Origin of the sequence: Novisyntrophococcus fermenticellae (assembly GCF_018866245.1) — a bacterium.
GTDB lineage: Bacteria > Bacillota > Clostridia > Lachnospirales > Lachnospiraceae > Novisyntrophococcus > Novisyntrophococcus fermenticellae.
The window spans coordinates 1,603,513-1,626,094 of the sequence record NZ_CP076458.1 but is presented as its reverse complement, the minus strand read 5'-3'; the positions used below and the strand labels follow the sequence as shown (position 1 = coordinate 1,626,094).

Below are 22,582 nucleotides of genomic sequence, written 5' to 3'. Positions count from 1 at the left end.
ACTTTGGCACCCAGAGTGTATCCAAAAATACACTTTAACGGATAATTTTACTTAAAAATGCTTTCGTTCTTTCATTCTCAGGATTTTCAAAGAAATGGTCAGGAGTACCCTCTTCAAGGATGACGCCTCCATCCACGAAGATAACACGGTCAGCGACCTGTCTGGCAAAACCCATTTCATGCGTAACGATCACCATAGTGAAATTCTTTTCATGAGACAAATTAACAATAACATCCAGAACCTCTTGTACCATCTCGGGATCCAATGCGGAAGTTGGCTCATCAAACAGAATCACTCTGTTTTTCATGGTCAGTGCACGGGCAATCGCTATACGCTGCTGCTGTCCGCCGGAAAGATTCTGCGGATATGCGCCCGCCTTATCTTCCAGTCCCACCTTTTTCAGATATAACATGGCAGTTTCAATTGCTTCTTTCTTATTAACATTCTTTAGCTTTGTGGGTCCCAGAATCAAATTATCAAGAACGGTCAGATGTGGGTATAAATTAAACTGCTGGAAGACCATGGCACTGTGCATCTTATTGATAAAGGCACGGTTCTTTTTGGTTAGTTCATGTGTATGGATAAAGACTCTTCCCGATGTTGGCTCCTCCAGACAATTCATTAAGCGAACCAGCGTACTTTTTCCCGATCCGGAAGGACCTATAATAACTACTTTTTCTCCCTCTTTTACATGAAGGTTGATTCCCTTCAATACCTCGGTGCTGCCGAAGCTTTTGTGTACATTTTCTAATCTAATCAAATTCAGTACCTCCTTCTCTCCTTCTTATATATGCCATACAGAAAACCTGCCACTGGCAGCTTTCCTTGCATACTTTGGCATTTATAGTAAAAAAGCGCCACCCAATGCTTCAGCAGCACGGAAAGCGCTTTTCCAGCCATGAGTAAAAATAATACTATTATTTTACTATTATACAAAAAACTTGTCAATTAGAAAAAATATTTCTTATGACATATCTGCCTTGTACTTCCAGTATTCCCTTATCACACAATTCTTATTTAAGCAGCTTTTACTGGATTAAATTATCTTTCAGCCATGTCTCTGCCAGTGAAATCCAGGACTGAACCGGTTTACAGACCATTCTTCCATCCGATGAGGATGTAATTTCATCTGCAAGTGACAGCCCATGGCCTCCTGTGGGATATATATGAAGTTCCAGATTGACACCTGCTTTTCGAAGTGCTGCCGCAAGCATTAATGAATTTTCCACCGGAACTACATCATCGGTAAACGTATGCCATAAAAAGGTCTTTGGAAAGTCTTTATCCACGATTCGCTCAATCGATAATTCATCACGGCGCTTAGGGTAATCTTCCCCCAAAAGGCTTCGAAAGCTGCCTTCATGCATATATTGTGCCTCTGCAGTAATTACCGGATAGCACAAGATTAATCCGGCAATCTTCAATGTATCCGGATTCGTCTCCAGGCCTTCTGTGAGAAAGCACTTGTTCCAGGATGCTCCATAGGTTGCCGCCAGATGTCCTCCCGCTGAAAAACCCATTACATATATTTTTGCAGAATCAATATTCCATGACATTGCATGCTTCTTTGCAGTTTTCACGGCTTCAGCTACTTCAAAAAGTGCTGTCGGATATCTGGAAGGAGCGGTTGAATATCTAAGCACACCGACATGAAATCCCATAGCGAGAAATTTCATTGCCACAGGTTCCGCCTCACGGTCACTGGTCATCTCATATCCTCCACCCGGACAGATTAAAATCATAGGCCGCATAAGACTTTTCTGAAACTCCTCTGAAACATCCAGAATGTACATGCAAAGTCTGGCATAGTCTTGGGAACCGTCTTTATGTATTGCTATTTCTTTGTATTGCATCACATGCCTCCTCATTGAGTTTATAAATATCTAAATTGTATTGCATATTGACAGTATAACATACCGCAACCTACGGCTGCAATAAAACTTAAAAACAAACAAATATGGGTCTCACAGACATTTCTTTCTGGAAGACCGTTCTCTTCTGGGCTGCCTCTTCCGTTCTGTCCGAAGTGTGAGGAAATTTAACCTTTTTGAACAAGAGACATATACTATTATAAAAAATGTATGGATGGTGAATTATGGAAACAAAAAGTTATTCAATTTCACTTTTTGGACTTGATCCCCAATATTATACAAATGCTACGATTGGGGATATTTGGAATGTGGCTGCAAACAAAGTTTACGAAGAAACTGGTATTAGCATTACAGGAGAGGTTCATGAAAGATATTTTGTAAGTCCAGAAATGGGAAGTCTTAATGGAAGTACTATTTTTATGGTTGAAAGCAAAAAAGTTCCCAATGAAGTAGCAACTGACGCAGATTATTTGAATGCATATAGAGCGGTTATTGAAGAGGTTAGGGAGAGATTGGGATATCCCAATATGAGTCTTACAGTAGAAGAAATTGATATTGCCTATTTTGAAGCAATTTGATATGAAACAAGTGTAAAAAATTGCCTATAATCCAAAGTTGTTGAAAAGCACGAGTTATATTTCCACGCAGCAAAAAAATCCAACAGGTTCTACTCTATTATCAGGTAGTCACATTTCTCTTAAATAATCCGCACACCAGAATATCACTTCACCAATCCTGTAAAGCTCTGACTCCTTACTTACGGTACGCCAAAGCATCTTATATCTGTAATAGCACTCTTCCAGTTTTCTGGCAGTTTCAAGTGAAGATTCTTTCAGGTCTTTTCAGAGGGATTAATCCTTTACCCCGACTTTCAGTCGGAAGCACATTTATGTGCGAACCCACCCGCTTTAGCGGGTGGTAGTTTAGTTTTATTAGAGCAATAACATAAAAAACCAGCAGATTCACTCCCAGTTCTTATAATTCTGTATTTTTTAAAGATAACCGTGCTCCCTGACTTCCATCTTCAAACAGATATTGCTGGCTGTCACCCGTATTCGGTGAAAGATTCTGGCTATTCAGTTTCCGGTATTGTTTTGGACCAATATGAAAGCGCTTTTCAAAGGTATAGGAAAAATGCTGTCTGCTGTTAAAGCCCACCTGAAAAGCAATATCCGTCACTTTCATACTGCTGTTCTTCAGAAGAAAGCAGGCCTGTTCAATTCTCAGATTGTTCACGTAAGTCATAATTCCACATCCGATATTCCTGGAAAAAAGATTCTGAAGATAGGAAACATGAATCCCGGAATTCTCTGAAACAACCCCGGCATTCAGTGATTCACACAGATGCTCTTTTATAAATTCCTTTGCTCGTTTTAAGTATAACGTACCCATAATACCCCCAATTTTCAGGGCACATCCGGAACATTCAATTAACATCCGCTGAAACAGTAGTTCCAGCAGATACGTTTCATCTTCCCCACATTCCAGTTCACCGATCAGATCTTTTAGCGCGTAACCCATCTTACACTGGTCATCCAATACAAGAATTTGTTTTCCGGCACATAAAAAGCTTTGAAATGCAGAGCTTTTAGCACTCAGTTCTTTCAGATTAATCCCTCCTGGAATCGTGGAACAACGAAATTCATAGTTCAAGAGCGTGCAGGAAGCGGATACTTCAAGGCGATGAGGTACGCCGGTATCTAAAAAAATAAACTGTCTGTCACTTAAGCTCACCGCCCCCTGTCTGGTTTCCACTGTACAGCAGCCATCCACAACATACATAATTTCACATCTGTCATGCCAATGCATATCCATATGGAATTCTTTCAGATGCAATGCATAATAGGCAACAGGCGCAGCATATATATTTTCTTTCCGGTAAATGCTCATGTTTAAATCCCCCGGCTGATTTTTTGATTCTTAAGCAAGCGTTTATACAATTTATCATACCACACCCCAGTCAGGTTTTACAGCAATAAATACTATAATCTATTGCATTTTAATGGAACAGGTGTGAAAACCTGTCACATTTTATAGCATCTTATTCTATAATCAATCTATAAAAAATGGAAAAAGAAAGGACAGATCATATGAATTTTAAAATTGCTTTTATCGGTGCAGGCAGTCTGGTATTTGCAAGGACTCTCTTTACGGACATTATGTCCGTACCCGAATTCCGGGATATTGATATTGCATTTACCGATATTAATGCTGACAATCTCCAAAAGGTTACAGAACTGTGTCAAAGAGATTTGGAGGCAAATGGAATCTCCACCCGGATTCAGTCCACCACCAATCGCAGGGAAGCATTTAAGGGGGCAAAGTATATCATTAACTGTGTCCGTATCGGGGGACTGGAAGGATTTGAAACCGATATTGATATTCCACTGCGCTATGGGATAGATCAATGCGTCGGAGATACCTTATGCACCGGAGGAATTATGTATGGACAGCGGGTAATTGCTGCCATGCTGGATTTTTGTAAAGATATCAAAGAGGTGGCAGAGCCCGGCGCGATCATGCTCAATTATTCCAATCCGAATGCCATGGCTACCTGGGCCTGCAATAAGTATGGAGGTGTCAGAACGATCGGTCTTTGTCACGGAGAAATCCATGGAGAGCATCAGATTGCAGAGGTACTTGGCATTCCTCATGAAGAACTCGATTTTACCTGCGCCGGAATCAATCATCAGACCTGGTATATCTCCATAAAGCACCATGGAGTTGAGATGCTGGACAAGCTTCTGTCCGCCTTTGAGGCACATGAAAAGTATAAGGAAGAGGAAAAAGTAAGAATTGATATCTTGAAGAGATTTGGCTACTATTCGACAGAGTCCAATGGACATTTGTCCGAATATGTATCCTGGTATAGAAAACGTCCTGATGAAATCCGCAGGTGGATTAATCTCGACAGCTGGATTAATGGGGAAACCGGAGGATATCTCCGTGTCACACGTGAAGAACGTAACTGGTTTGAGACCGATTATCCGAAGCTTTTAAAAGAGCCGCCCAAGGTATTCGATGGTTCAGACCGCGGTCATGAACATTGCTCCTATATCATTGAATCGCTGGAGACGAGCCGTATGTATCGGGGTGATTTTAATGTCATGAATGAAGGGTGCATCACGAACCTGCCCTATGAATCAGTTGTGGAAGTCCCCTGTTATGTAGACGGCAATGGTATCTCCGTTCCCAAAGTTGGTGATCTTCCTTTGGGATGTGCGGCCGTATGCTCACAATCTATCTGGGTTCAACGTCTTGCTGTTGAAGCTGCCGTATCCGGTGATGTGAATTTATTGAAGCAGGCAGCACTCATGGATCCCCTGACCGGTGCAGTATGCAATCCCCCTGAAATCTGGCAGATGATTGACGAAATGCTTGTGGCACAGGAAGAATGGCTTCCCCAGTATACAGAAGCCATTGCCAGGGCTAAAGACACCCTTTCAAAAGGGAACCTGATCCCCACGAATCACGACTACAGAGGTGCTGTCCGTCTGAGAGAAAAAACACCTGAGGAAGTGGCTTCAGAAAGAGAAAAGAGAACGATTACGGCCTCTTGATTATCTGCCATCCATCGAACAAACATTCCGATAATATGTTTGCTTTATGTAATAATTTCTGTTATAATAAGTAAAACAATTCTATTGAAGCTTATTTAAAGCAGAAACAATCCGGGAGGAATTTTTACATATGGCTTATGGCAAGATCAGCAAAAAGCAGCAGGAAATTTTGGATTATTTAAAAAATACGATTATCACCCGTGGTTTTCCGCCTTCTGTACGGGAAATCTGCAGAGCAGTTGATTTGAAATCAACTTCATCTGTACACGCGCATCTTGAAACATTGGAAAAGAATGGTTTTATCCGCAGAGACCCCTCTCTTCCGCGTGCAATTGAAATTACGGATGAGGAGTTCAACCGTACGCGCATAGAACAATTTGAAAGTGGGGAACCTACACCGGAGCTGGAACTGGTTCAGGTTCCGGTGCTTGGTACCGTTGCAGCAGGTCAGCCCCTGCTGGCAGTGGAGAATATCACTGAATATATGCCCATACCCGTTTCTCATCTCCCAAATGCGGAAACATTTTTACTCCAGGTAAAAGGAGAAAGCATGATTAATGCCGGCATCCTGAGTGGTGACTTTGTATTGGTTGAAAAGAGGACCACAGCATCGAATGGTGATATGGTAGTTGCTATGGTAGATGATTCTGCTACTGTAAAAACCTACTTTAAAGAGAATGGATATTACAGGCTTCAACCTGAGAACGACACGATGGATCCAATTCTGGTATATGGGGAACTTCAAATTCTGGGAAAGGTGATTGGAGTCTTTCGATTTTTCAGATAATCTTGAAATAAGCAGCGGCCCGAATGATTTATGTTCATTCGAGCCGCTTTCTTCGCAGTATTTATATTTTCTCTTTTTCCACTACTTTCCCATCCCGCCAGATACGTTCCAAATCATAAAACAACCGGTTTTCCTCATCAAATATATGAAGGACGATATCACCATAGTCAATCAGAACCCAATTTGCATTCTGATACCCTTCAATCTGTTTCGGCTCATAACCGGCCTTGCTTAACGCCTCTTCTACATTATCGGACATAGCCTGTACCTGATTACGGTTTGTACCACTTGCAATAATAAAATAATCTGCAAGGGTAGATATATGCTCAATGTCGATAATCTTTATATCAGCGGCCTTTTTATCTTCCAGGGCTTCAATTGCAATTCGTGTCATTTCTTTTGATTGATTCATCTAAAATACCTCATTCTTCTCTGCTATTATGATAATTACTGTAGTATAGATAGGCTTCTTCTGTGGTATCATCCATGGAATTTGGCTTCTCCTTCAAAAACCGGATTGTGTCTTTCAGAATATGATACATGCATTCGTTCATATCCTGAAAAGCCAGTTTTCTGATTTCTGCAAGATTGGGAGCCTGATTCCGTCCAGGTTCAATATAGTCTGCAATATAGATAATTTCTTCCAGCTCCGACATATCCTGTTTCCCTGTTGTATGCCAGGTGATGGCACTTAAGATATCGGGATCGGTAACACCATATTCAGCTTTAGCCAGATACGCCCCGAGTTTTGCATGCAGCAAGGAAGGATTTTCAGCTTCAAAAGACGATACCGGGATCTGGAACTTTTTGCATAATACCAGCTTTTTTCTGTCAGGGATACATTTTGCACAATCATGAAGCAAGCCCGCAGTCTGGGCCTTATGAATGTCGAGAGCGTGAGCCATAGCCAGTGCCGAGGCTGTATACATAACACCTTCCGTATGCAGAAACCGCTTTTTATCCAGTTTTCTCTTCAAACGATTTTCTATTCTTATCAAGTCGTATCTTGGAGCGTCCATCTTCTATACCTCGTAAATCTTGTTTTTCATAATATATCTTTGCACTTCTTCAGGCAGATAATACCTGGTCGTCTTATGACTTCTTATCCAACTGCGTATAGTCTTGGATGCGATGTCTAAATTTGGTGTATCCAGTTTCAGGAAACAACCGTGAAACTGGTTCCTGCGTTCTTCAAGAACTTTGTCAAATGTCTCGGAACTAATCTGGTTTCTGGTCGCAACCACGATATTACAGGCATCCGCTATCCGCTGAGGCTCCCTCCAGGTATCAAAATCAAACAAGGAGTCAGCTCCGATTATAAAATAGAAGTCTGCCTCAGGATAAACCGTGGTTAAACGCTCCAATGTACGATAGGTATAACTATATCCATCTTCATTCATCTCTTCCAGAGACAGGACAAAATGAGGATTCGAGGCAATAGCCATCCTCACCATCTCTGTTCTCTGCGCATCACTGGCACATCCTGCCCTGTTTCTCTTGTGAGGAGGATTCCCGGCCGGCATAAACCATACCTCATCCAGTCCAAATTGTTCGTATGCTGCCTCCCCCAGTATCAGATGTCCGATATGAATAGGATCAAAAGTTCCTCCCATGATTCCGATTCTGTTTTTCATAGGCGATTCAATTCTGCCGTTATTTTGGCAGTTCAATTTTCCTTTTCTCTTTTTTTCCTTCTTTATAAAGAACGATTTTCTTCCCGATTACCTGCACAACCTGCGATCCGGTGCGCTCTGCCAGCATCTGAGCCATAGTTTTTGGATCCTCCATACAGTTTTGAAGAACACTGATTTTAATCAGTTCCCTTGCTTCTAATGCCTCTGCCGCAGATGTAGTGAATTCTGGTGTCAGTGCAGATTTTCCAATCTGCAGAACCGGATCTATATTCATCGCCAATCCTTTTAAATAAGCTCTTTGCTTACTTGTCATATAATTATCTCCTCATAGTAACCTTATTTATAATAATCAAATTGAAGGCCATACATCTGTACAGTATCTCCTTCAAGAATTCCGGCGGATTCCAGTTCCTCCAGAATACCACTATCCTTCAGAAATTTCTGGAAAAACACAAAGCCCTTTTCAGAATCCAGATTTGTGTAACCCAGCATCTTTTCAATTCTTGGGCCTTCCACGATAAAAAGATGCTCGTTCTCCTCATCCTGTGTAACCGTAAATGGAAGCTCCTCAATCATTAATTCATCCTCCGGGAAGAATTCCTGCTCAAAAACCATCTTTTCCTGTGGAAGCGTATCGAGAAGCTCCTGCACATAATATAAAAGCTCCTTTACTCCCTTTCCGGAGACAGCGGATACAGGAAATACCCGAATTCCCTGGGATTCAAATTCATTTTTCAGCTTTTCTATCGGGTCGGGTTCACCCTCTTCCACATAAATTGCATCGATCTTATTGGCTGCAATCACCTGCGGACGTGCGGCAATTTCCGCATTATAGCTTTCCAGTTCTTTGTTAATCTTATAGATATCTTCCACCGGATCTCTGCCCTCTGTCCCTGCGGCATCTACAAGATGAATCAATACTCTGGTTCTTTCTATATGCCTTAAAAACTCATGTCCCAGGCCAACACCTTCCGATGCACCTTCAATCAGGCCGGGAATATCCGCAATTACGAATCCCTTACAGCCTTCCAGATCCACCACCCCGAGATTTGGGTGAATGGTGGTAAAATGATAATTGGCAATTTTCGGATCCGCATTTGTCACTCTGGAAAGTAACGTCGACTTCCCTACATTTGGGAATCCAACCAGACCCACGTCTGCTATCACCTTCAGTTCCAACACAATCTCCAGTTCCTGGGACGGTTTTCCAGGCTGCGCATACTTGGGAACCTGCATGGTCGCTGTGGCATAATGCATATTTCCATTGCCTCCCTGACCGCCCCTTAAGACAACCTGGCGGCTGTTCCCCTCTGACATATCTGCAATTACTTTACGGCTTCCAGCCTCCATAATTACGGTACCTTCCGGCACTTTTAATACAATATCCCGGCCATTCTTCCCGTGACATCTTTTTTTTCCACCCTCCTCGCCATCCTGGGCGTGGAACTTCCTCTTATATCTAAAGTCAACAAGGGTATTCAGCCCTTTATCTACTTCAAAGATGACATCGCCGCCTTTACCGCCATCTCCTCCATCCGGACCGCCATTAGGCACATATAATTCCCTGCGGAAACTCACATGCCCATCTCCTCCCTTGCCGGACCGGATGATAATCCTGGCTCTGTCTGCAAACATAAAAATCCTCCTGTTTTTCTTCGCTCCTCACAGTTGCCCGCAAAAAACTCTATACATAAAAAGATATACTTAACAATAGTCTATCCAATCTACCTAATTATACTAGAAAAGATTCACAAATACAAATATTTAAATGAAAACTTTTCCGGCGGCAACCAAACAACGGCCCCAAATCCTGAGGATTTGAAGCCGCCATATGCTTATTTATTCAGCTACCGGAAGAACAGAAACCTGTTTTTTGTCTCTTCCTTTTCTCTGGAATCTTACAACACCGTCTGCAGTTGCAAACAGAGTATCGTCTTTACCGCGTCCAACGTTTTCACCTGGATGGATCTTGGTTCCGCGCTGTCTGTAAAGAATATTTCCAGCTTTTACAAACTGTCCGTCAGCTCTTTTTGCGCCCAGTCTCTTAGATTCGGAATCTCTGCCATTTCTGGTAGAACCGACTCCCTTTTTATGAGCGAAAAATTGAAGGTTCATCTGTAACATGGTTTTACACCTCCTCGAAAATGATATCAATAAAATTACGGTTTGTTTCATCATCTTCAATTCCCTGAAGTCCAAGAATCAGGGATCTTATTAATAAATCGGCCTCTTTCGAATGACTGCCCTCCATGGAAAATCTGATACATGCCGAATCCTCGTCCGCATCCACGGTAAAATCATCTTCTGTAAAAGCTTCTATCGAGTTAATGGCATTCGTCACCAGTGCGCTGATGGCAGAACATATAATATCCTCGCCTTTATCTGCAAAACCTGCGTGACCCTCTACCGTAAAACCAACATATTCTAAATCTGAATTCTGATAAAACGTTACTTTCGTCATACATGCACCTGTTAAGCGTTGATTTTATCAATCTTAACTTGTGTATACTGCTGTCTGTGACCGTTCTTCTTGTGGTAACCGGTTTTTCTCTTGTACTTGTAAACCACAACTTTTTTTGCTTTTCCGTTCTTTACGACGGAAGCAGTTACGTTGGCATCGGCTACTTCAGATCCAACTTTGAGTCTTTCGTTGTTTACTGCAAGTACATTGTCAAATGTAACAGTTTCACCAGCTTCAACACCAAGCTTTTCTACGTTAATGATATCGCCTTCGGCTACTTTGTACTGTTTACCACCTGTTGCAATAATTGCGTACATATGGCACACCTCCTATTATCATTACTCGCCGGATTCGGTGGTCGCTCAAAAGACAACACTTTTACCTCTCCGTGCGGCATACTTGTAAATCATAACAGAGCTTTACAAAAATGTCAATAAAATCAAAAATTTTTTTCTATATCGCAGGCTTTTTTGAACAGGCAACCGCCAGAATTCCCGGTCCCGTATGACATACGATACTTAAAGCCAACAGCGATTCGCTGATTTCCATATCCGGGAAAGCATCCTGTACCTCCGCACGCCAGGCTTTTACAGCCTCGTCCTGGCCGTAAGAGTATGCAATCTGCATGCTCATGTGCCCCTTTGAAAGTGGCTCCGCAAATCGATTCTGCATATCTTTTTTCATAGCTTCCAGCATGACTTTTCTGGCCTGTCTGACTCCCCTCACCTTGGCATATGCATCCAGCTTGTCTCCCTGGATGGTCAGAACCGGCTTCAGGTTCAACACAGTGCCGATCATAGCAGCCGCAGGAGTGATACGTCCCCCTTTTTTCAGATATTGCAAAGTATCAACCATCAGATAGATACTGGCCTCCATAGCATTCTTTTCTAAAGTTTCTTTAATCTGTTTCCCGGTCCGTCCTGCTTTGGCAAGACTTAAGGCATCCAGAACAGACTGGCGCTGGGTTACGGATATTCGTTTATTATCAACTACAAATACACGGTTATCAAAATCTGCAGCCAGAGCCATGGATGTTGCGCAGGAAGCGGAGAGGCCGCTGGACATAGGAATATAGATAATTTCTTCATGCTCTTTCAGGAGGTCCTGCCACAGGTCCATCACATCTCCCGGCGATGGCTGGGAAGTAGAGACAGAAACTTCTTGTTTAAGAAAGTCGTAAAACTCCGCCTGGCTCAGATCAATCCCCTCAAAATGTATGTTTTCATCAATAAAAAATGGCATCGGAAGTACAACGATACCAAGCTTTGTTGCCTCTGCCTGTGTAATCCCACTATTACTGTCGGTTACAATTGCTATGTCCGGCATAAAATTCCTCCTTAAAGTAAATACTCTTGACCCCTGTTTTAACCCTGGTATCATCATACCACAAAAAAACATTTTCGGAAAGCTACAAAATCTCCTGCAAACATTTCCTGGTTTTTCGTCTGGTGACTTCCACAATCTGAAGTTTCGTCATATCGGCTACAACAGCCAGCGACGGATCCTGTTTCAGATACTCTGCCAGCATCTGTATCACTTTCTGTCTGTGTTCCCTGCTTTTCATATTGATAAAATCAATAAGAATAATACCGGATAGCTGGCGCAGACGCAGTTGATATGCAATTTCGCGAACCGCTTCCAGATTTATGCCAAGGTGCATATCTTCGGGGTTTCTATGCATTTCCGCTTTTCCGGAATTCACATCTATGGCAATAAATGCTTCTGTATGCTGGATAACCAGAAAAGCACCGGATTTCAACCAGACTTTTTCCTTCAAAGCATCTTCCAGGACCTTCTCCAGACGGTAACACTTATACATGGGAAACATAGAATCCTCATAAAAGCGAAGAATGCCATGTGATACCTCAGGATATCTGCTCAGATAATGCTCCAGTTCCTGATACTCCCCGGGCTGATCCGTAACAATTTCTTCCAGCTTTTCTACCGGTAAGCTCTGGATCAGTGTCTCCCACTGAGGTAAAGCCTTTTTGACACAGGAAAAACAGGTACGGGAGATTCCGTATTCCAGAACTTTCTCACATGTTTTGCGTAGTTCCTGATATTCTGCTACAATCTGCTCATCCGAAGCATTGGCAGCATTTGTTCGCACAATAATACCAATCGCTTCTTCCTTAAGAGGAGACAGCAGTGCCTTTAAACGCTGCTTTTCATTAAAACCCAGCTTCGAAGAAACCCCCAGACCGGTTTCTCCGGTAGTTAATACAAGATATTTTCCTGTGAAATTCAGGTTAGCCGATACGGAAGGCAATTTTTCCTTAAGTGCTTCCCTGGATACCTGTACAAGCAGTTCGTCCCCTCCCTTAGGCTCCCCTTCCCTTCCCGGCATTTTATAAACCGGATGCCGGCATTCTTTTAGGGGAAGAAAGCAGACCTTCTCCTTACTTATCCGAACGAACGCGGCTTTAAGATCCTTTGCGACCCGCTCAACCTTTCCCACGTAAATATTGCCCAACAGGGGTTCTTCTCCCTGTTTTTGTACATATAAATCCACAATTCTGTTCTTCTCTGAAAGTGCTGCTACATGCAGCGTTGTATTTTTATAAGGCATCTGTGTAATTAATATTTTACTCAATCTCTTCACCTAAACGTTCTAGAGATACCAGATTATCCTCTGTTTCGTCAACTGAATTGGCATATATTTCGATTCTGTGAATCATCAGTGCATATTCCTCCAGCTGGTATCCCAGATAAGAAGAGAGTGCCTGCATCACCATTTCCGGTTTCAAATTTTTCACACTCCCACTGGAAAGCTTCATGAAGATACCATTTCCCCGAATCTCCATCCGATAAATCCAGGGGCGGATATCCACTTCCTTTTCCCCTTTTTTCGTCTGCTTTATACAAAGAATCTCTTCCTGTGCAAGAAAATCATCAAGTTGATCCTTCCAGCCTTCGGGAAATTCTTTCCCCTCTCGAAAAGTGACAAAATAATCTGCCGCAGCTACCAATGCCATGGCATTCGAGGACTTTTCTTCCGGAATCCGGTGGATACTGACAATATGCATGCCCTCCACCATAGCTTCATTCATGCACCGTTCCATTTCTGCTGAGGATTCCGCTGAGCGCAGTTCCATATCGAAATATTCTCCCTCACTGGTCACCCCTACACCTAATGGTGCTGCAAATGACATAATCATATGTGGACTATAGCCTTCAGAATATGCGATATCAATCTTTGCCCTTCGCACTGCCTTTTGAAAATATCGCATGATATCCAGGTGTCCGATGAACTTCATGGATCCAGTCTTCGTAAATTTGACTCTAACCTTCATAGCAGACACCTCCTCCATAGTTTTTGCCACCGCAGCCGGAACATCTCATCCTGCAATTCGGTGTGACGTTTCCCTCTTTAGCAGCCGTCCATTCCCGCGCCAAAAACTCCTTTGTTACACCGATGTTGATGAAATCCCAGGGAAGTATCTCCGCTGTACTGCGTTCTCTTGTGGTATAAAAACTCGTATCAATTCCGCAGGATGCAAAGGCTTCCTTCCAATACTCCTCTTTAAAATACTCACTCCACGAATCGAAGACAGCCCCATTTTCATATGCCCTCCATATGACTGGCCCCAGCCTTCTGTCTCCACGGGCCAGAATTCCCTCCAGTACGGTAACATCGGCCTCGTGGTAATTATATTTGATACTTTTCTGGTTTATCTGAGCACGAACTTCTTCCTTTACGATTTTGGCTTTTTCCAGAAACTCATCCTTCGTATTCATAGCAGCCCACTGGAAGGGGGTAAATGGCTTTGGAACAAAGAAGGAACTGCTGGCCGTTATCTGACATTTTCCATTTCTCTCTTCTTTTGGAATCTCATAATAACGCTCTGCAATCTTCTGAGAAAGCCAGGCAATCCCTTTGATATCTTCTTCTGTTTCAGTAGGCAGCCCCAGCATAAAGTAAAGCTTCACCTTTGTCCAGCCGCCTGCAAAAGCTTTTCCGGCACCCTCCAGAATGTCTTCCTCCGTCAGCCCCTTATTGATGACATCCCTCATCCGCTGGGAACCTGCCTCCGGAGCAAACGTCAGAGAGCTTTTTTTAATATCTTGGACTTTGCTCATAACATCCAGTGAAAACGCATCAATTCGAAGAGAAGGCAGCGAGATGTTCACCCCTCTTTCATTACAAATATCAATCAGATGATTGACAAGCTCCGGAAGATCCCTGTAGTCGGAAGAGCTTAAAGAGCTTAAAGAAATCTCTTCATGACCGGTGGCATCAAGCATGGTTTTGGCTATCTCAATTAAGTCTTCCCAGTTTCTCTCCCGCAGCGGCCGATATAACATACCTGCCTGACAGAAACGGCATCCCCGGATGCAGCCACGTTGAATCTCCAACACTACACGGTCCTGTGTGGCCTTAATAAAAGGTACCACCGGTTTCTCCGGAAATGGAGCATTTGGAAGATCCATCACAATCTGCTTTTCAATCACTGCTGGAACCCCTTCTCGGTTGGGCAGGAAGGATGCAATCGTGCCATCTGTCCGATAAGCAACATCATAAAAGGAAGGAACATAAATTCCTTCGATTTTAGCAGCTGTAAGTAAAAAATCCTCTCTGGTTCCACCTGCTTTTTTATTTGCTTTGTAAGCATCCAGAAGTTCATCATAAACTGTCTCACCATCACCGATGTAGAACAGATCAAAGAAATCCGCCAGTGGTTCCGGATTATAGGTACAAGGCCCCCTCCGATAACCAGAGGCTCATCTCCGGTCCGGTCTTTTGCAAGGATCGGGATATGGCTTAAATCCAGAATCTGGAGAATGTTGGTGTAACACATCTCATATTGAATCGTGATACCCAAAAAGTCAAAATTATTGACAGGCTCCTGAGATTCCAGCGCAAAAAGCGGAATCTGTTCCTCTTTCATAATCTGACCCAGGTCAGGCCAGGGGGAATAGACTCTTTCACACCATACATCCTCTCTTCTGTTAAACATATCATATAAAATCTGGATACCCAGATGTGACATACCAATTTCATATACGTCCGGAAAACACATGGCAAAGCGCACATCCACCTTGCCCGCGTCCTTAGTTACTGAATTGACCTCATTGCCGATATAGCGTGCAGGCTTCTCAATCTGCATCAGTATCTCATCGCTTAACGCTAATTTTCGCATGTTCTTACCCTTTTCTAACATTTTGTGAAACACATATTTGCATTGTATACAAATAAAGATTATAACATGGGTTGCATACGTAAACAACTGTTAACTCATTTAAGATAGCGTAAACTATATTCTTTCCAATTTTATTGACCTCCATATTTTCCCAAGTACATTTTTTCTGCCACATCCAACTCAGACGAAAATTTGTCCAGGTTATAATTCTTCATTTCAGTGTAGACAACATCCTCAATAAACGTTTTATAATATTCATCGACACTTTTACAGACCTTATCCCCCACTTTATCTTTTCCATTCTTAAATTCAATTTGTTTATCCAAATATAGTTTGTTTGTAATTGTAATATAACGGATAGACTCCTTATATTTCTCTGCCAACTGCTGAAGTGTTATTCCTGCATCTTCTAAATCTTTTTCGTATTCTATATATTCTTCAGAGTTCAGAGTATCGGATACGTACTTATTTATAACAGAAGACAGTTCAGCATCGGAAATGTCATAATCAGACTGTAATGCATATTGATACACCTTCATATTATGAATCATCGATTCTCTTACCTCGGTAATAGCATCCTTTTCTGTGTATTCATTATATTCTATATTCCCCCGTACGAGATATATAAATGCAAAAGGTATATCCGGAGTTTCCTGTTCCTGAGCAAGTTTTAAGCTCAATTCAAAATATTCAGGGGATATTATAGGAACGAATTGGGCATCAACTTTCTCACCATGAATATAATCATCTATAAAATCAGCATCCTTATAATAATGCTTTTCATCTGTCTTCAGGTACCATATGTCGTAATTTTCAAAAAAGTAAAAAATATCCTTTGTCCCATCTTTGTAAATAAATGTGATTGTAGGATTATACTCCTCTTTATAAAATAAGGCAGCAGACTCATCCGCACTTAAAGGGGTTGCTGATTCAAGGTTATCAATCAGTGAGGAAAGTTTATCTGCCCCATAATCCTTTGGCTTCACTCTAATTGTATTCAGTTGTATTGTATCAATACTCTCCTGCCCTGGTATCTTAATTGATTGATTCTGACTCTCCCTGGACACATCACTACAACCCGAGAAAATCAAAATTGCTAGAATGCTCGCTAACCAAATGTTTTTTTTCATCTGAATTCCTCCTATAAGGATGATTTAAAGAGCGGGTCATATACTTCTGATCTGTTATTAAAGATTATACTCTGTTCTATTAATTGACTTGAAATAGTTTGTTTGGCATAATATACAACACTTTTACTATTATTTTCATATATATTTATTAACGTCCGGTGACGGGGCATGAAATTTTAACGGCAGCTAAAGGCTATACATGCCAAAAGTCTTCTGAAATCTTTTAATTCATCTGTCTACCATCTTAATACACTTCTGCACCAAAGGGCATAAAAGCCAATTTCGCCAGCTTAAATTGCTGCAGGCCAAATGGAATTCCAACAACTGTAATACACAGCACTGCTCCCAGCATCAGGTGCTCCAGTGCCAGCGGCAGACCGGATACAATGACCCAGATGATATTTAACAGGAAGGAACCTGCTCCGCCGCCGTATCGTACTTCCTTCCCAAAGGGGAAGAAGCTAAGTCCGGCAAACTTAAAGCACTGAAGCCCAACCGGAATTCCCACAATCGTAATACACCAAAGGCAGCCTGCCAGACACCAGCTCAGTCCGCTGACCGCTCCGCCGAATACAAACCATAACAGATTTCCCAGGCACCCCATACCCTGCACCTCCTATTCGTTTATCTGTCTCTTTATGTCTTCGAGTATCATTTCCACCTGCCGAATGGCATCATCTACCTGATTTCTGGCATCCACAATCTTGCTTTGTACAAGATAGTCGGCCACCAGTCCATCAAAGAAAAAATCGGCAAACGAAAGGAAACTGCCAATCTCCATACGCAGATCTAAGAATACCTGAACATCTTTCAATTCTCTCTGAAAAATATGCAGTTCCTGTTTTGCCTGCTCCATCAGGGATACGGCGTCGTTCATTTTGGAGTGCTTTACCAGATCACTGATCAGACCTCCCCCAAGCATGTCGAAAATCCCCCAGTTTCTTGCAGAACCAAGTTTTTCTCTGGCTGCATATAGGCTCCGAAGTGCCTGTTCACCTGCTGTGAATGCCTCCTGCAGTTCTCGTTTCATAAGTTCGTTCCTCATATTTGTCCTCTCTTTCCTGTAAGCAAGCCCTGTGGCAAGTTGTCTTTTTACCTAAAACACATCAAATAGAGTGTTCCATAATATAATAGGATGTCATTATCCTGAATTATTCATCTTGACAGAAAATAGATAGTTGCTCAAAATTTTCTGTTCAAGATTGGCTAACGAATCAATCTGACTGCCACCTTTCCTAAAAAAGAGTAGACTACCCCTAGGAAGTTTGATTTTCTGTCAGATTGTCAATGTCCACCAAAACTATCATTCAAGCTTTGGATCTAAGTTCTTAATGTTAATTAGTGTTTTTATAAATTGCTCCTGATAAGGGCAGCTACTACAGAGTTTGAACTTAAGATATCGTGCTGAATGAATTAGCTTTGCAGCTATTTTAAACAGCTTTAATCGAATGGTATCTATCTGCAGTTTACGCAACTTTGCTGGTAATACAAGTCGACGAAACCAATTAAAAAGGTTATACGCCAACATACTTATTTGAAGGCGATTTGCATTGACTGTCATACTATGGCTGTTCATGGAATCCATGTTGAAACCTAGCTTGCATTCTTTAATGAAGTTTTCCATACGACCACGATTACAGTAAAATCGAATGATATCTTCATCCTTTAGTTCCATATTTGTAACGATAAAAGTGTAATGATGTGCCATTTGACCGTAAGGTTTTTCGATTTTTACTGCAACCCGCCTTGGTTGGTGCCAACTATCTGCAATGTAATTTATGCTACCATAAACCACAGCATAGTCGATTTGATTCTGGATTGTCTTTTCATAAAGTTCATGTTCGATTTCAGAAGCAAGTTTTCGCAGACGTCCATTTTCTTTTAATCGAATGGCATATGACGTTTTATTTGTTTCAAGTTTTTCATACATGAGGACATCAGCAAAGCCGCTATCACCACGAAGGAATAGGTTTGTTTCTGGATACTCATCTTGTAACTCAAGCAAAAGTGGATACAAAAAGTTAGGTGCACCTATAGTGGCTCAGTTGTCAAGACAAAAATCTAAGATTTTTATAATGAACTGATATGGTGGATAAGTGACAAGGAGTATGGGGAAGGCAGTGGAACACCCCCCAGATCCATATATGCATCAAGCTACATAGGGCAGTAGCATTGCCGGGTAGTAGCATTCAGCCGGTTTTTGATAGTCAAGGGCAGAATGACATCTTTCAAAATTATAAGTGAAAATATATCGTCCGATAGCGGCTCTGGCTTCTTTGATATTGTTATATTGTGTAAGGTACGCTTCTTCATATTTGAAGCTACGAAACCAGCGTTCAATCATGATGTTGTCAGCCCAACGGCTTTTCCCATCCATGCTTTGGCGAATTCCATTTTTCTTTAAGAATTCAATATATTGTTGACTTGTAAACTGACATCCTTGATCGGAATTTAAAATTTGTGGCTTTGCAACCTTAAAAGCCTTTTTCAAGGCATTGACAACCATTCGGGTATCAAGTGTATCATCGACTTCCCAGCCGACAATACAGCGGCTGTACCAGTCGATTACAGCAGTCAGGTACAAAAATCCATGCCGGATGGGAATATATGTAATGTCAATCGACCAAGCCTGATTAGGCTTGTCTATGACAGCATTGCGGAGAAGATAAGGGAATACCTTAGCTTGCTGCATCCGCTTCGAAAGGTTCATCTTTGGGTAGATTGGATGAATGTCCATTTCGCTCATGTAGCGGCGTGCTTTCCGGCGACCAACATGATAACCACGAAGCTTCAACTGTGCTGACATCTGCCTGGCACCCCAGGTCGGATTATCTGTGTGAAGGTGATCAATGATCTCTTTACAAGCCAGTTCTTCCTCTGATACAGGCGTTCCTTTGTAATAAATGCTGGTGCGGTTGATATCCAGGAGCTTTGCCCCGACAGAAGCAGGTAATTCTTTAGTCGTCAAAAGGTTTTGGACTAAACTTACTCTCGTAGTCAGGTCCACAAATTTCTTCAGATTTTTTTTTGAGCCAGTCAACCTGCATGGTTAACTGACCAACCTTTTTGGCATACTCCGACTTCTCTTTGCGTTCTTCTGCAAGCTTATCTTTGAGGTTTTCCTCTCGCTTGTCGTCAAATGCTGCAGAAGCGTTGTTTAGGAATTCTTTCTTCCAGTTACGGAGTAAGTTGGGTTGAATATTATTTTCAGTTGCAAGGGTATTGAGATCTTTCTCTCCCTTAAGTAACTCAATCACAAGGTCTGATTTAAATTTGGCACTAAAGTTTCTTCTTTGTCTGGACATAGCAATGAATCCTTTCTTTCATACTGATTTTAGTATATCAGATTCATTAAAATCTGTCTGGGAAAGTGTCTTAATTTATGAGACCATTATAGATTGTTGTGGTGACTTCATTTTAACAAAGAAGATGCCTTTTTTCTATATCTAGACTTCACTTTTTAGATGAAAGTAATAAGCACAAAAAACACAGTTATAAAGAGGTGTTACTAGGCACTGACTACGTCAGCGTGAATAATTCAGGATTATATATATTTTTTCTTCATACATACTTAAGTTAATATGCGTTAGTCTCTTGATTTTTTCCAGTCGTTTCAGAACAGATGATCTTTGAATATACAATTCCTTTGCAGTATGTGTAGCACTGCAGTTTTGCCGAAGATATACATCCAGTGTGTGATATAAATCTGTTTTGTGCTTCTTATCGTATTGGCAAAGAGTATTCAATGTCGGGGAAATCAGCTCCTTTGCCGGATATTTTTTTGTGCTCTCTTTGAGCATTGCTGCAAAGGCATAGTCTTTAAAGTTGTAATGCCAGAAATGTGCATGAATCTCTCTTCCGAGTTCCATAGCATCGTATGCCTGACACATGTACATATCCCAATATAAAAAACCTTTAAAAGAATTGCTGATTCCCGCTTTTGCGACATTCTCCCTCAGAAATAAGGAAAGCTGCTCATGAAACGCCGATTCATTACTCAACGTCAGATTACGAACGCAGATATAATCCATCTCATGAGAAACAACACAGCAGTCTTTGAAAAAAGTTTCTATTTTCCGGGGTACAAATTGTAGTCCCTTTGTGCTTTTAGTTTCAACTTTTCGAGTATGTTTAATTAAATATTATCCATGTTATTATAAAACAAAAAAATAGAATTGGCTACAAACTTATTAAAAGAGGAGGATTTTTATGTACTCAAAGGAAGATTTTTTGACTGCTGTCACCGATTGCATTATAAATATTCGGAAGCGGCCCCTTAGTTTGAGCCTGCAGTGCCACATAGGTTAGTCCCCGCCCAATTAACATAGTTGCCAGAGTAACGATGAACAGTGGAATTCCCAGAAGTGAGATGGAGCATTTATGAGTAAGACGGAAAAAATTTCTAAAAGCATTCTGTGTTTTTTTCGTGCTATCAGTTACCGTTGTCCTAAGCTGGTGTATAAAAACAAAAAATCCCAGCACGCTACTGTTGCATAACTCAGAAATTAATTTTCAGGATTCGGATACAGCTGTTATTGAAAAAGATAACCTGGTACTTATTGATGTTTTATTCCAACGCATCAGAAATATAAAATAAATGCAAATCCATAGGTATTTATTAATGGTGTTGATTTTAAAGTTGTATATAGCCTGTTGCCTAAACACGGCCTAAACATAGTGGCTGACAGCAGACGAAGAATATTTAATGCTGAGCATGGAGACGAGAAATATGGTAAAGTAAAACTTTTTACCAGGGAAATCATGACTACCGGCTTAGTCGGTAGTCATGATTTTTCAAAGCCCCCGCCCCCATGGGCAAATAAACATATCTTTCTGTTATTTCATAGTAGATTTCAACAAACCTGCTATCCGCTTCTTACCAGATAAAAATTTCCTGTCCGGTCAATTTCCATATCGCTTCTATAAAATAATAATCCCCATAGATAATCGAATATTCGTGTTCCTCATCATGAAACGCTCCTGTACATTTTTCCAGAATATTATCACTGTTTTCCTCCCAGTTACAACGTTTTTCATCCAGCACCTGCAGCAGTCGTATGGCTGCCTGATGATAGATATGCTTTTCATTCTGCGGAACATATTTCTCAATCTCAAGCAGCCCACAAGCCGCAATTGCAGATGCAGTACTGTCTTCGAGCCCGCATTCTTCAGGCTGTCTGAAATCCACAGGTATCAGTGCATCTGGTCCAATATTTGCAATAAAATAATTTGCCACATGTTTTGCAGTATCCAGGTAGGATTCCTTCTTCGTATGTATGTAGCTTAGTATGAATCCATAAAGTGCCCATGCCTGTCCCCTCGTCCAGGAGGAGCCTGCCGCGTATCCTTGCCCGCCGAAGGTTTCAACAAATTTTCCGGATACAGGGTCAAAGGCCACGATATGGTTTACAGAGCCATCCGGACGCACGAAGTATCTTTCTGCCATATCGGCATGTGCAGCCGCAATCTGCTGAAACCGCGAATCTTTTGTCTCTGCGTATGCCCAGTACAGCAAGGGCAGGTTCATCATACAGTCTATGATTGCCCATCCGGCTTTGCCCGCATCTCCGTTATCATTCCACGCACGGATAAATGAACCGGCCGGATTGAAACGTCCTGCAAGATTGCCGGCTGCCAGAAGTCCTCTGTTCCGTGCATCCAAATCTCCTGTAATCCGATAATCGCAAACCGCCGTTGGAAGCCATTTGAAGCCACTGTCATGGTCCATTCCCTGCGCGTCCATCAGATTACGGTCTAATTCCTTTTCATTTGACTTAGCGATATTGAGATATAACTCATTTCCTGTGGCATGATACATCTGCCACATAATTCCACCCCAGAAACCATTTGTCCACCAGCAAATCTCATCCTTGGATTTGTCGTCAAAAACCCCGTCTTTTGTTGTGTAAGGAATCTTATGTGCATTTCTCCTGGCTGTGATTTCAAGCTTTTTCTTAATTTTTTCTGATACTGCCCCTGCCCATTGTAATTCGTCCAT

General features: G+C 41.7%; 25 protein-coding genes and 1 pseudogene. 3 read left to right on the top strand and 23 right to left on the bottom strand.

What is annotated here, in order from left to right; translation table 11 throughout:
• Window positions 1-34: 34 nt before the first annotated feature.
• Both KNL20_RS07340 and KNL20_RS07335 read right to left on the bottom strand, forming a co-directional pair.
• Window positions 35-760, bottom strand: coding sequence for an amino acid ABC transporter ATP-binding protein (locus tag KNL20_RS07340; protein ID WP_230399937.1), 726 nt, complete (start codon window positions 758-760; stop codon window positions 35-37).
• A gap of 268 nt (window positions 761-1,028) precedes the next feature.
• Window positions 1,029-1,853: an alpha/beta hydrolase gene (locus tag KNL20_RS07335; RefSeq protein ID WP_230399936.1), complete on the bottom strand. Its 825-nt coding sequence runs from the start codon at window positions 1,851-1,853 to the stop codon at window positions 1,029-1,031.
• Between the two features lie 242 nt (window positions 1,854-2,095).
• On the opposite strand from KNL20_RS07335, the gene KNL20_RS07330 reads away from it, so the two are divergent.
• On the top strand, window positions 2,096-2,449 hold the full coding sequence (locus KNL20_RS07330; RefSeq protein ID WP_230399935.1) for a hypothetical protein: 354 nt from the start codon (window positions 2,096-2,098) through the stop codon (window positions 2,447-2,449).
• A gap of 397 nt (window positions 2,450-2,846) precedes the next feature.
• On the opposite strand, the gene KNL20_RS07325 is transcribed toward KNL20_RS07330, so the two are convergent.
• Entirely contained in the window at window positions 2,847-3,761 is a 915-nt protein-coding gene (locus tag KNL20_RS07325) for an AraC family transcriptional regulator (protein WP_230399934.1), read from the bottom strand.
• Between the two features lie 200 nt (window positions 3,762-3,961).
• Here KNL20_RS07325 and melA point away from each other — a divergent pair, with 200 nt between their 5' ends.
• Window positions 3,962-5,431 carry an alpha-glucosidase/alpha-galactosidase gene (melA, locus tag KNL20_RS07320; protein WP_230399933.1) on the top strand — a complete coding sequence of 490 codons (1,470 nt, stop codon included), beginning with the start codon at window positions 3,962-3,964 and terminating at the stop codon, window positions 5,429-5,431.
• A gap of 130 nt (window positions 5,432-5,561) precedes the next feature.
• Window positions 5,562-6,218, top strand: coding sequence for a transcriptional repressor LexA (lexA, locus tag KNL20_RS07315; protein WP_230399932.1), 657 nt, complete (start codon window positions 5,562-5,564; stop codon window positions 6,216-6,218).
• A 61-nt stretch (window positions 6,219-6,279) separates the two neighbouring features.
• On the opposite strand, the gene rsfS is transcribed toward lexA, so the two are convergent.
• The 20 genes and pseudogenes from rsfS to KNL20_RS07215 form a co-directional block, all read right to left on the bottom strand.
• The gene (gene rsfS / locus KNL20_RS07310) at window positions 6,280-6,630 is read right to left on the bottom strand and encodes a ribosome silencing factor (RefSeq protein WP_230399931.1); all 351 of its coding nucleotides are present in this window, start codon (window positions 6,628-6,630) and stop codon (window positions 6,280-6,282) included.
• Window positions 6,631-6,640: 10 nt separating this feature from the next.
• Window positions 6,641-7,237: a bis(5'-nucleosyl)-tetraphosphatase (symmetrical) YqeK gene (gene yqeK, locus KNL20_RS07305; RefSeq protein WP_230399930.1), complete on the bottom strand. Its 597-nt coding sequence runs from the start codon at window positions 7,235-7,237 to the stop codon at window positions 6,641-6,643.
• A 3-nt stretch (window positions 7,238-7,240) separates the two neighbouring features.
• Window positions 7,241-7,888, bottom strand: a complete 648-nt coding sequence (nadD, locus tag KNL20_RS07300) for a nicotinate-nucleotide adenylyltransferase (protein WP_331468354.1) — start codon at window positions 7,886-7,888, stop codon at window positions 7,241-7,243.
• The gene (gene yhbY / locus KNL20_RS07295) at window positions 7,872-8,165 is read right to left on the bottom strand and encodes a ribosome assembly RNA-binding protein YhbY (protein ID WP_230399929.1); all 294 of its coding nucleotides are present in this window, start codon (window positions 8,163-8,165) and stop codon (window positions 7,872-7,874) included. The genes nadD and yhbY overlap by 17 nt, the downstream gene beginning before the upstream one ends.
• A 23-nt stretch (window positions 8,166-8,188) precedes the next feature.
• Complete coding sequence (gene obgE, locus KNL20_RS07290) at window positions 8,189-9,487, bottom strand: GTPase ObgE (RefSeq protein WP_230399928.1); 1,299 nt, start codon at window positions 9,485-9,487, stop codon at window positions 8,189-8,191.
• Between the two features lie 204 nt (window positions 9,488-9,691).
• Window positions 9,692-9,976 carry a 50S ribosomal protein L27 gene (gene rpmA, locus KNL20_RS07285; protein WP_230399927.1) on the bottom strand — a complete coding sequence of 95 codons (285 nt, stop codon included), beginning with the start codon at window positions 9,974-9,976 and terminating at the stop codon, window positions 9,692-9,694.
• 4 nt (window positions 9,977-9,980) lie between these two features.
• Window positions 9,981-10,313 carry a ribosomal-processing cysteine protease Prp gene (locus KNL20_RS07280; protein ID WP_230399926.1) on the bottom strand — a complete coding sequence of 111 codons (333 nt, stop codon included), beginning with the start codon at window positions 10,311-10,313 and terminating at the stop codon, window positions 9,981-9,983.
• 11 nt (window positions 10,314-10,324) lie between these two features.
• Window positions 10,325-10,630 carry a 50S ribosomal protein L21 gene (gene rplU, locus KNL20_RS07275; RefSeq protein WP_230399925.1) on the bottom strand — a complete coding sequence of 102 codons (306 nt, stop codon included), beginning with the start codon at window positions 10,628-10,630 and terminating at the stop codon, window positions 10,325-10,327.
• Between the two features lie 136 nt (window positions 10,631-10,766).
• Window positions 10,767-11,639 carry a DegV family protein gene (locus KNL20_RS07270; RefSeq protein ID WP_230399924.1) on the bottom strand — a complete coding sequence of 291 codons (873 nt, stop codon included), beginning with the start codon at window positions 11,637-11,639 and terminating at the stop codon, window positions 10,767-10,769.
• 82 nt (window positions 11,640-11,721) lie between these two features.
• Window positions 11,722-12,906, bottom strand: coding sequence for a ribonuclease E/G (locus KNL20_RS07265; RefSeq protein ID WP_230399923.1), 1,185 nt, complete (start codon window positions 12,904-12,906; stop codon window positions 11,722-11,724).
• Window positions 12,899-13,606, bottom strand: a complete 708-nt coding sequence (locus KNL20_RS07260) for a TIGR03936 family radical SAM-associated protein (protein WP_230399922.1) — start codon at window positions 13,604-13,606, stop codon at window positions 12,899-12,901. The genes KNL20_RS07265 and KNL20_RS07260 overlap by 8 nt, the downstream gene beginning before the upstream one ends.
• A pseudogene (locus tag KNL20_RS07255) lies at window positions 13,596-15,454 on the bottom strand (TIGR03960 family B12-binding radical SAM protein). Before KNL20_RS07255 ends, KNL20_RS07260 begins: the two are co-directional and overlap by 11 nt.
• A 131-nt stretch (window positions 15,455-15,585) precedes the next feature.
• Window positions 15,586-16,584, bottom strand: a complete 999-nt coding sequence (locus tag KNL20_RS07250; protein ID WP_230399921.1) for a hypothetical protein — start codon at window positions 16,582-16,584, stop codon at window positions 15,586-15,588.
• A 244-nt stretch (window positions 16,585-16,828) separates the two neighbouring features.
• The gene (locus tag KNL20_RS07245) at window positions 16,829-17,188 is read right to left on the bottom strand and encodes a YccF domain-containing protein (RefSeq protein ID WP_230399920.1); all 360 of its coding nucleotides are present in this window, start codon (window positions 17,186-17,188) and stop codon (window positions 16,829-16,831) included.
• 12 nt (window positions 17,189-17,200) lie between these two features.
• Window positions 17,201-17,614 carry a hypothetical protein gene (locus KNL20_RS07240; RefSeq protein WP_331468353.1) on the bottom strand — a complete coding sequence of 138 codons (414 nt, stop codon included), beginning with the start codon at window positions 17,612-17,614 and terminating at the stop codon, window positions 17,201-17,203.
• A 273-nt stretch (window positions 17,615-17,887) separates the two neighbouring features.
• Window positions 17,888-18,619 carry an IS1380 family transposase gene (locus KNL20_RS07235; protein ID WP_268966550.1) on the bottom strand — a complete coding sequence of 244 codons (732 nt, stop codon included), beginning with the start codon at window positions 18,617-18,619 and terminating at the stop codon, window positions 17,888-17,890.
• A 114-nt stretch (window positions 18,620-18,733) separates the two neighbouring features.
• Entirely contained in the window at window positions 18,734-19,552 is an 819-nt protein-coding gene (locus KNL20_RS07230) for an IS3 family transposase (protein WP_230397402.1), read from the bottom strand.
• Entirely contained in the window at window positions 19,542-19,889 is a 348-nt protein-coding gene (locus KNL20_RS07225; RefSeq protein ID WP_230397403.1) for a transposase, read from the bottom strand. The genes KNL20_RS07230 and KNL20_RS07225 overlap by 11 nt, the downstream gene beginning before the upstream one ends.
• Window positions 19,890-20,108: 219 nt before the next feature.
• Window positions 20,109-20,615 (bottom strand): helix-turn-helix domain-containing protein, encoded by a 507-nt coding sequence (locus tag KNL20_RS07220; protein ID WP_230399917.1) that lies wholly within the window; start codon window positions 20,613-20,615, stop codon window positions 20,109-20,111.
• Window positions 20,616-21,460: 845 nt separating this feature from the next.
• On the bottom strand, window positions 21,461-22,582 hold the full coding sequence (locus KNL20_RS07215; protein ID WP_230399916.1) for a glycoside hydrolase family 88 protein: 1,122 nt from the start codon (window positions 22,580-22,582) through the stop codon (window positions 21,461-21,463).

Coding starts and splice junctions, on each gene's coding strand:
- KNL20_RS07335 (WP_230399936.1), bottom strand. CDS start 1,853: ATGCAATACAAAGAAATAGCAATACATAAAGACGGTTCCCAAGACTAT.
- KNL20_RS07330 (WP_230399935.1), top strand. CDS start 2,096: ATGGAAACAAAAAGTTATTCAATTTCACTTTTTGGACTTGATCCCCAA.
- KNL20_RS07325 (WP_230399934.1), bottom strand. CDS start 3,761: ATGAGCATTTACCGGAAAGAAAATATATATGCTGCGCCTGTTGCCTAT.
- melA (WP_230399933.1), top strand. CDS start 3,962: ATGAATTTTAAAATTGCTTTTATCGGTGCAGGCAGTCTGGTATTTGCA.
- lexA (WP_230399932.1), top strand. CDS start 5,562: ATGGCTTATGGCAAGATCAGCAAAAAGCAGCAGGAAATTTTGGATTAT.
- rsfS (WP_230399931.1), bottom strand. CDS start 6,630: ATGAATCAATCAAAAGAAATGACACGAATTGCAATTGAAGCCCTGGAA.
- yqeK (WP_230399930.1), bottom strand. CDS start 7,237: ATGGACGCTCCAAGATACGACTTGATAAGAATAGAAAATCGTTTGAAG.
- yhbY (WP_230399929.1), bottom strand. CDS start 8,165: ATGACAAGTAAGCAAAGAGCTTATTTAAAAGGATTGGCGATGAATATA.
- obgE (WP_230399928.1), bottom strand. CDS start 9,487: ATGTTTGCAGACAGAGCCAGGATTATCATCCGGTCCGGCAAGGGAGGA.
- rpmA (WP_230399927.1), bottom strand. CDS start 9,976: ATGTTACAGATGAACCTTCAATTTTTCGCTCATAAAAAGGGAGTCGGT.
- KNL20_RS07280 (WP_230399926.1), bottom strand. CDS start 10,313: ATGACGAAAGTAACGTTTTATCAGAATTCAGATTTAGAATATGTTGGT.
- rplU (WP_230399925.1), bottom strand. CDS start 10,630: ATGTACGCAATTATTGCAACAGGTGGTAAACAGTACAAAGTAGCCGAA.
- KNL20_RS07270 (WP_230399924.1), bottom strand. CDS start 11,639: ATGCCGGACATAGCAATTGTAACCGACAGTAATAGTGGGATTACACAG.
- KNL20_RS07260 (WP_230399922.1), bottom strand. CDS start 13,606: ATGAAGGTTAGAGTCAAATTTACGAAGACTGGATCCATGAAGTTCATC.
- KNL20_RS07250 (WP_230399921.1), bottom strand. CDS start 16,584: ATGAAAAAAAACATTTGGTTAGCGAGCATTCTAGCAATTTTGATTTTC.
- KNL20_RS07245 (WP_230399920.1), bottom strand. CDS start 17,188: ATGGGGTGCCTGGGAAATCTGTTATGGTTTGTATTCGGCGGAGCGGTC.
- KNL20_RS07240 (WP_331468353.1), bottom strand. CDS start 17,614: ATGAAACGAGAACTGCAGGAGGCATTCACAGCAGGTGAACAGGCACTT.
- KNL20_RS07225 (WP_230397403.1), bottom strand. CDS start 19,889: ATGTCCAGACAAAGAAGAAACTTTAGTGCCAAATTTAAATCAGACCTT.
- KNL20_RS07220 (WP_230399917.1), bottom strand. CDS start 20,615: ATGGATTATATCTGCGTTCGTAATCTGACGTTGAGTAATGAATCGGCG.
- KNL20_RS07215 (WP_230399916.1), bottom strand. CDS start 22,582: ATGGACGAATTACAATGGGCAGGGGCAGTATCAGAAAAAATTAAGAAA.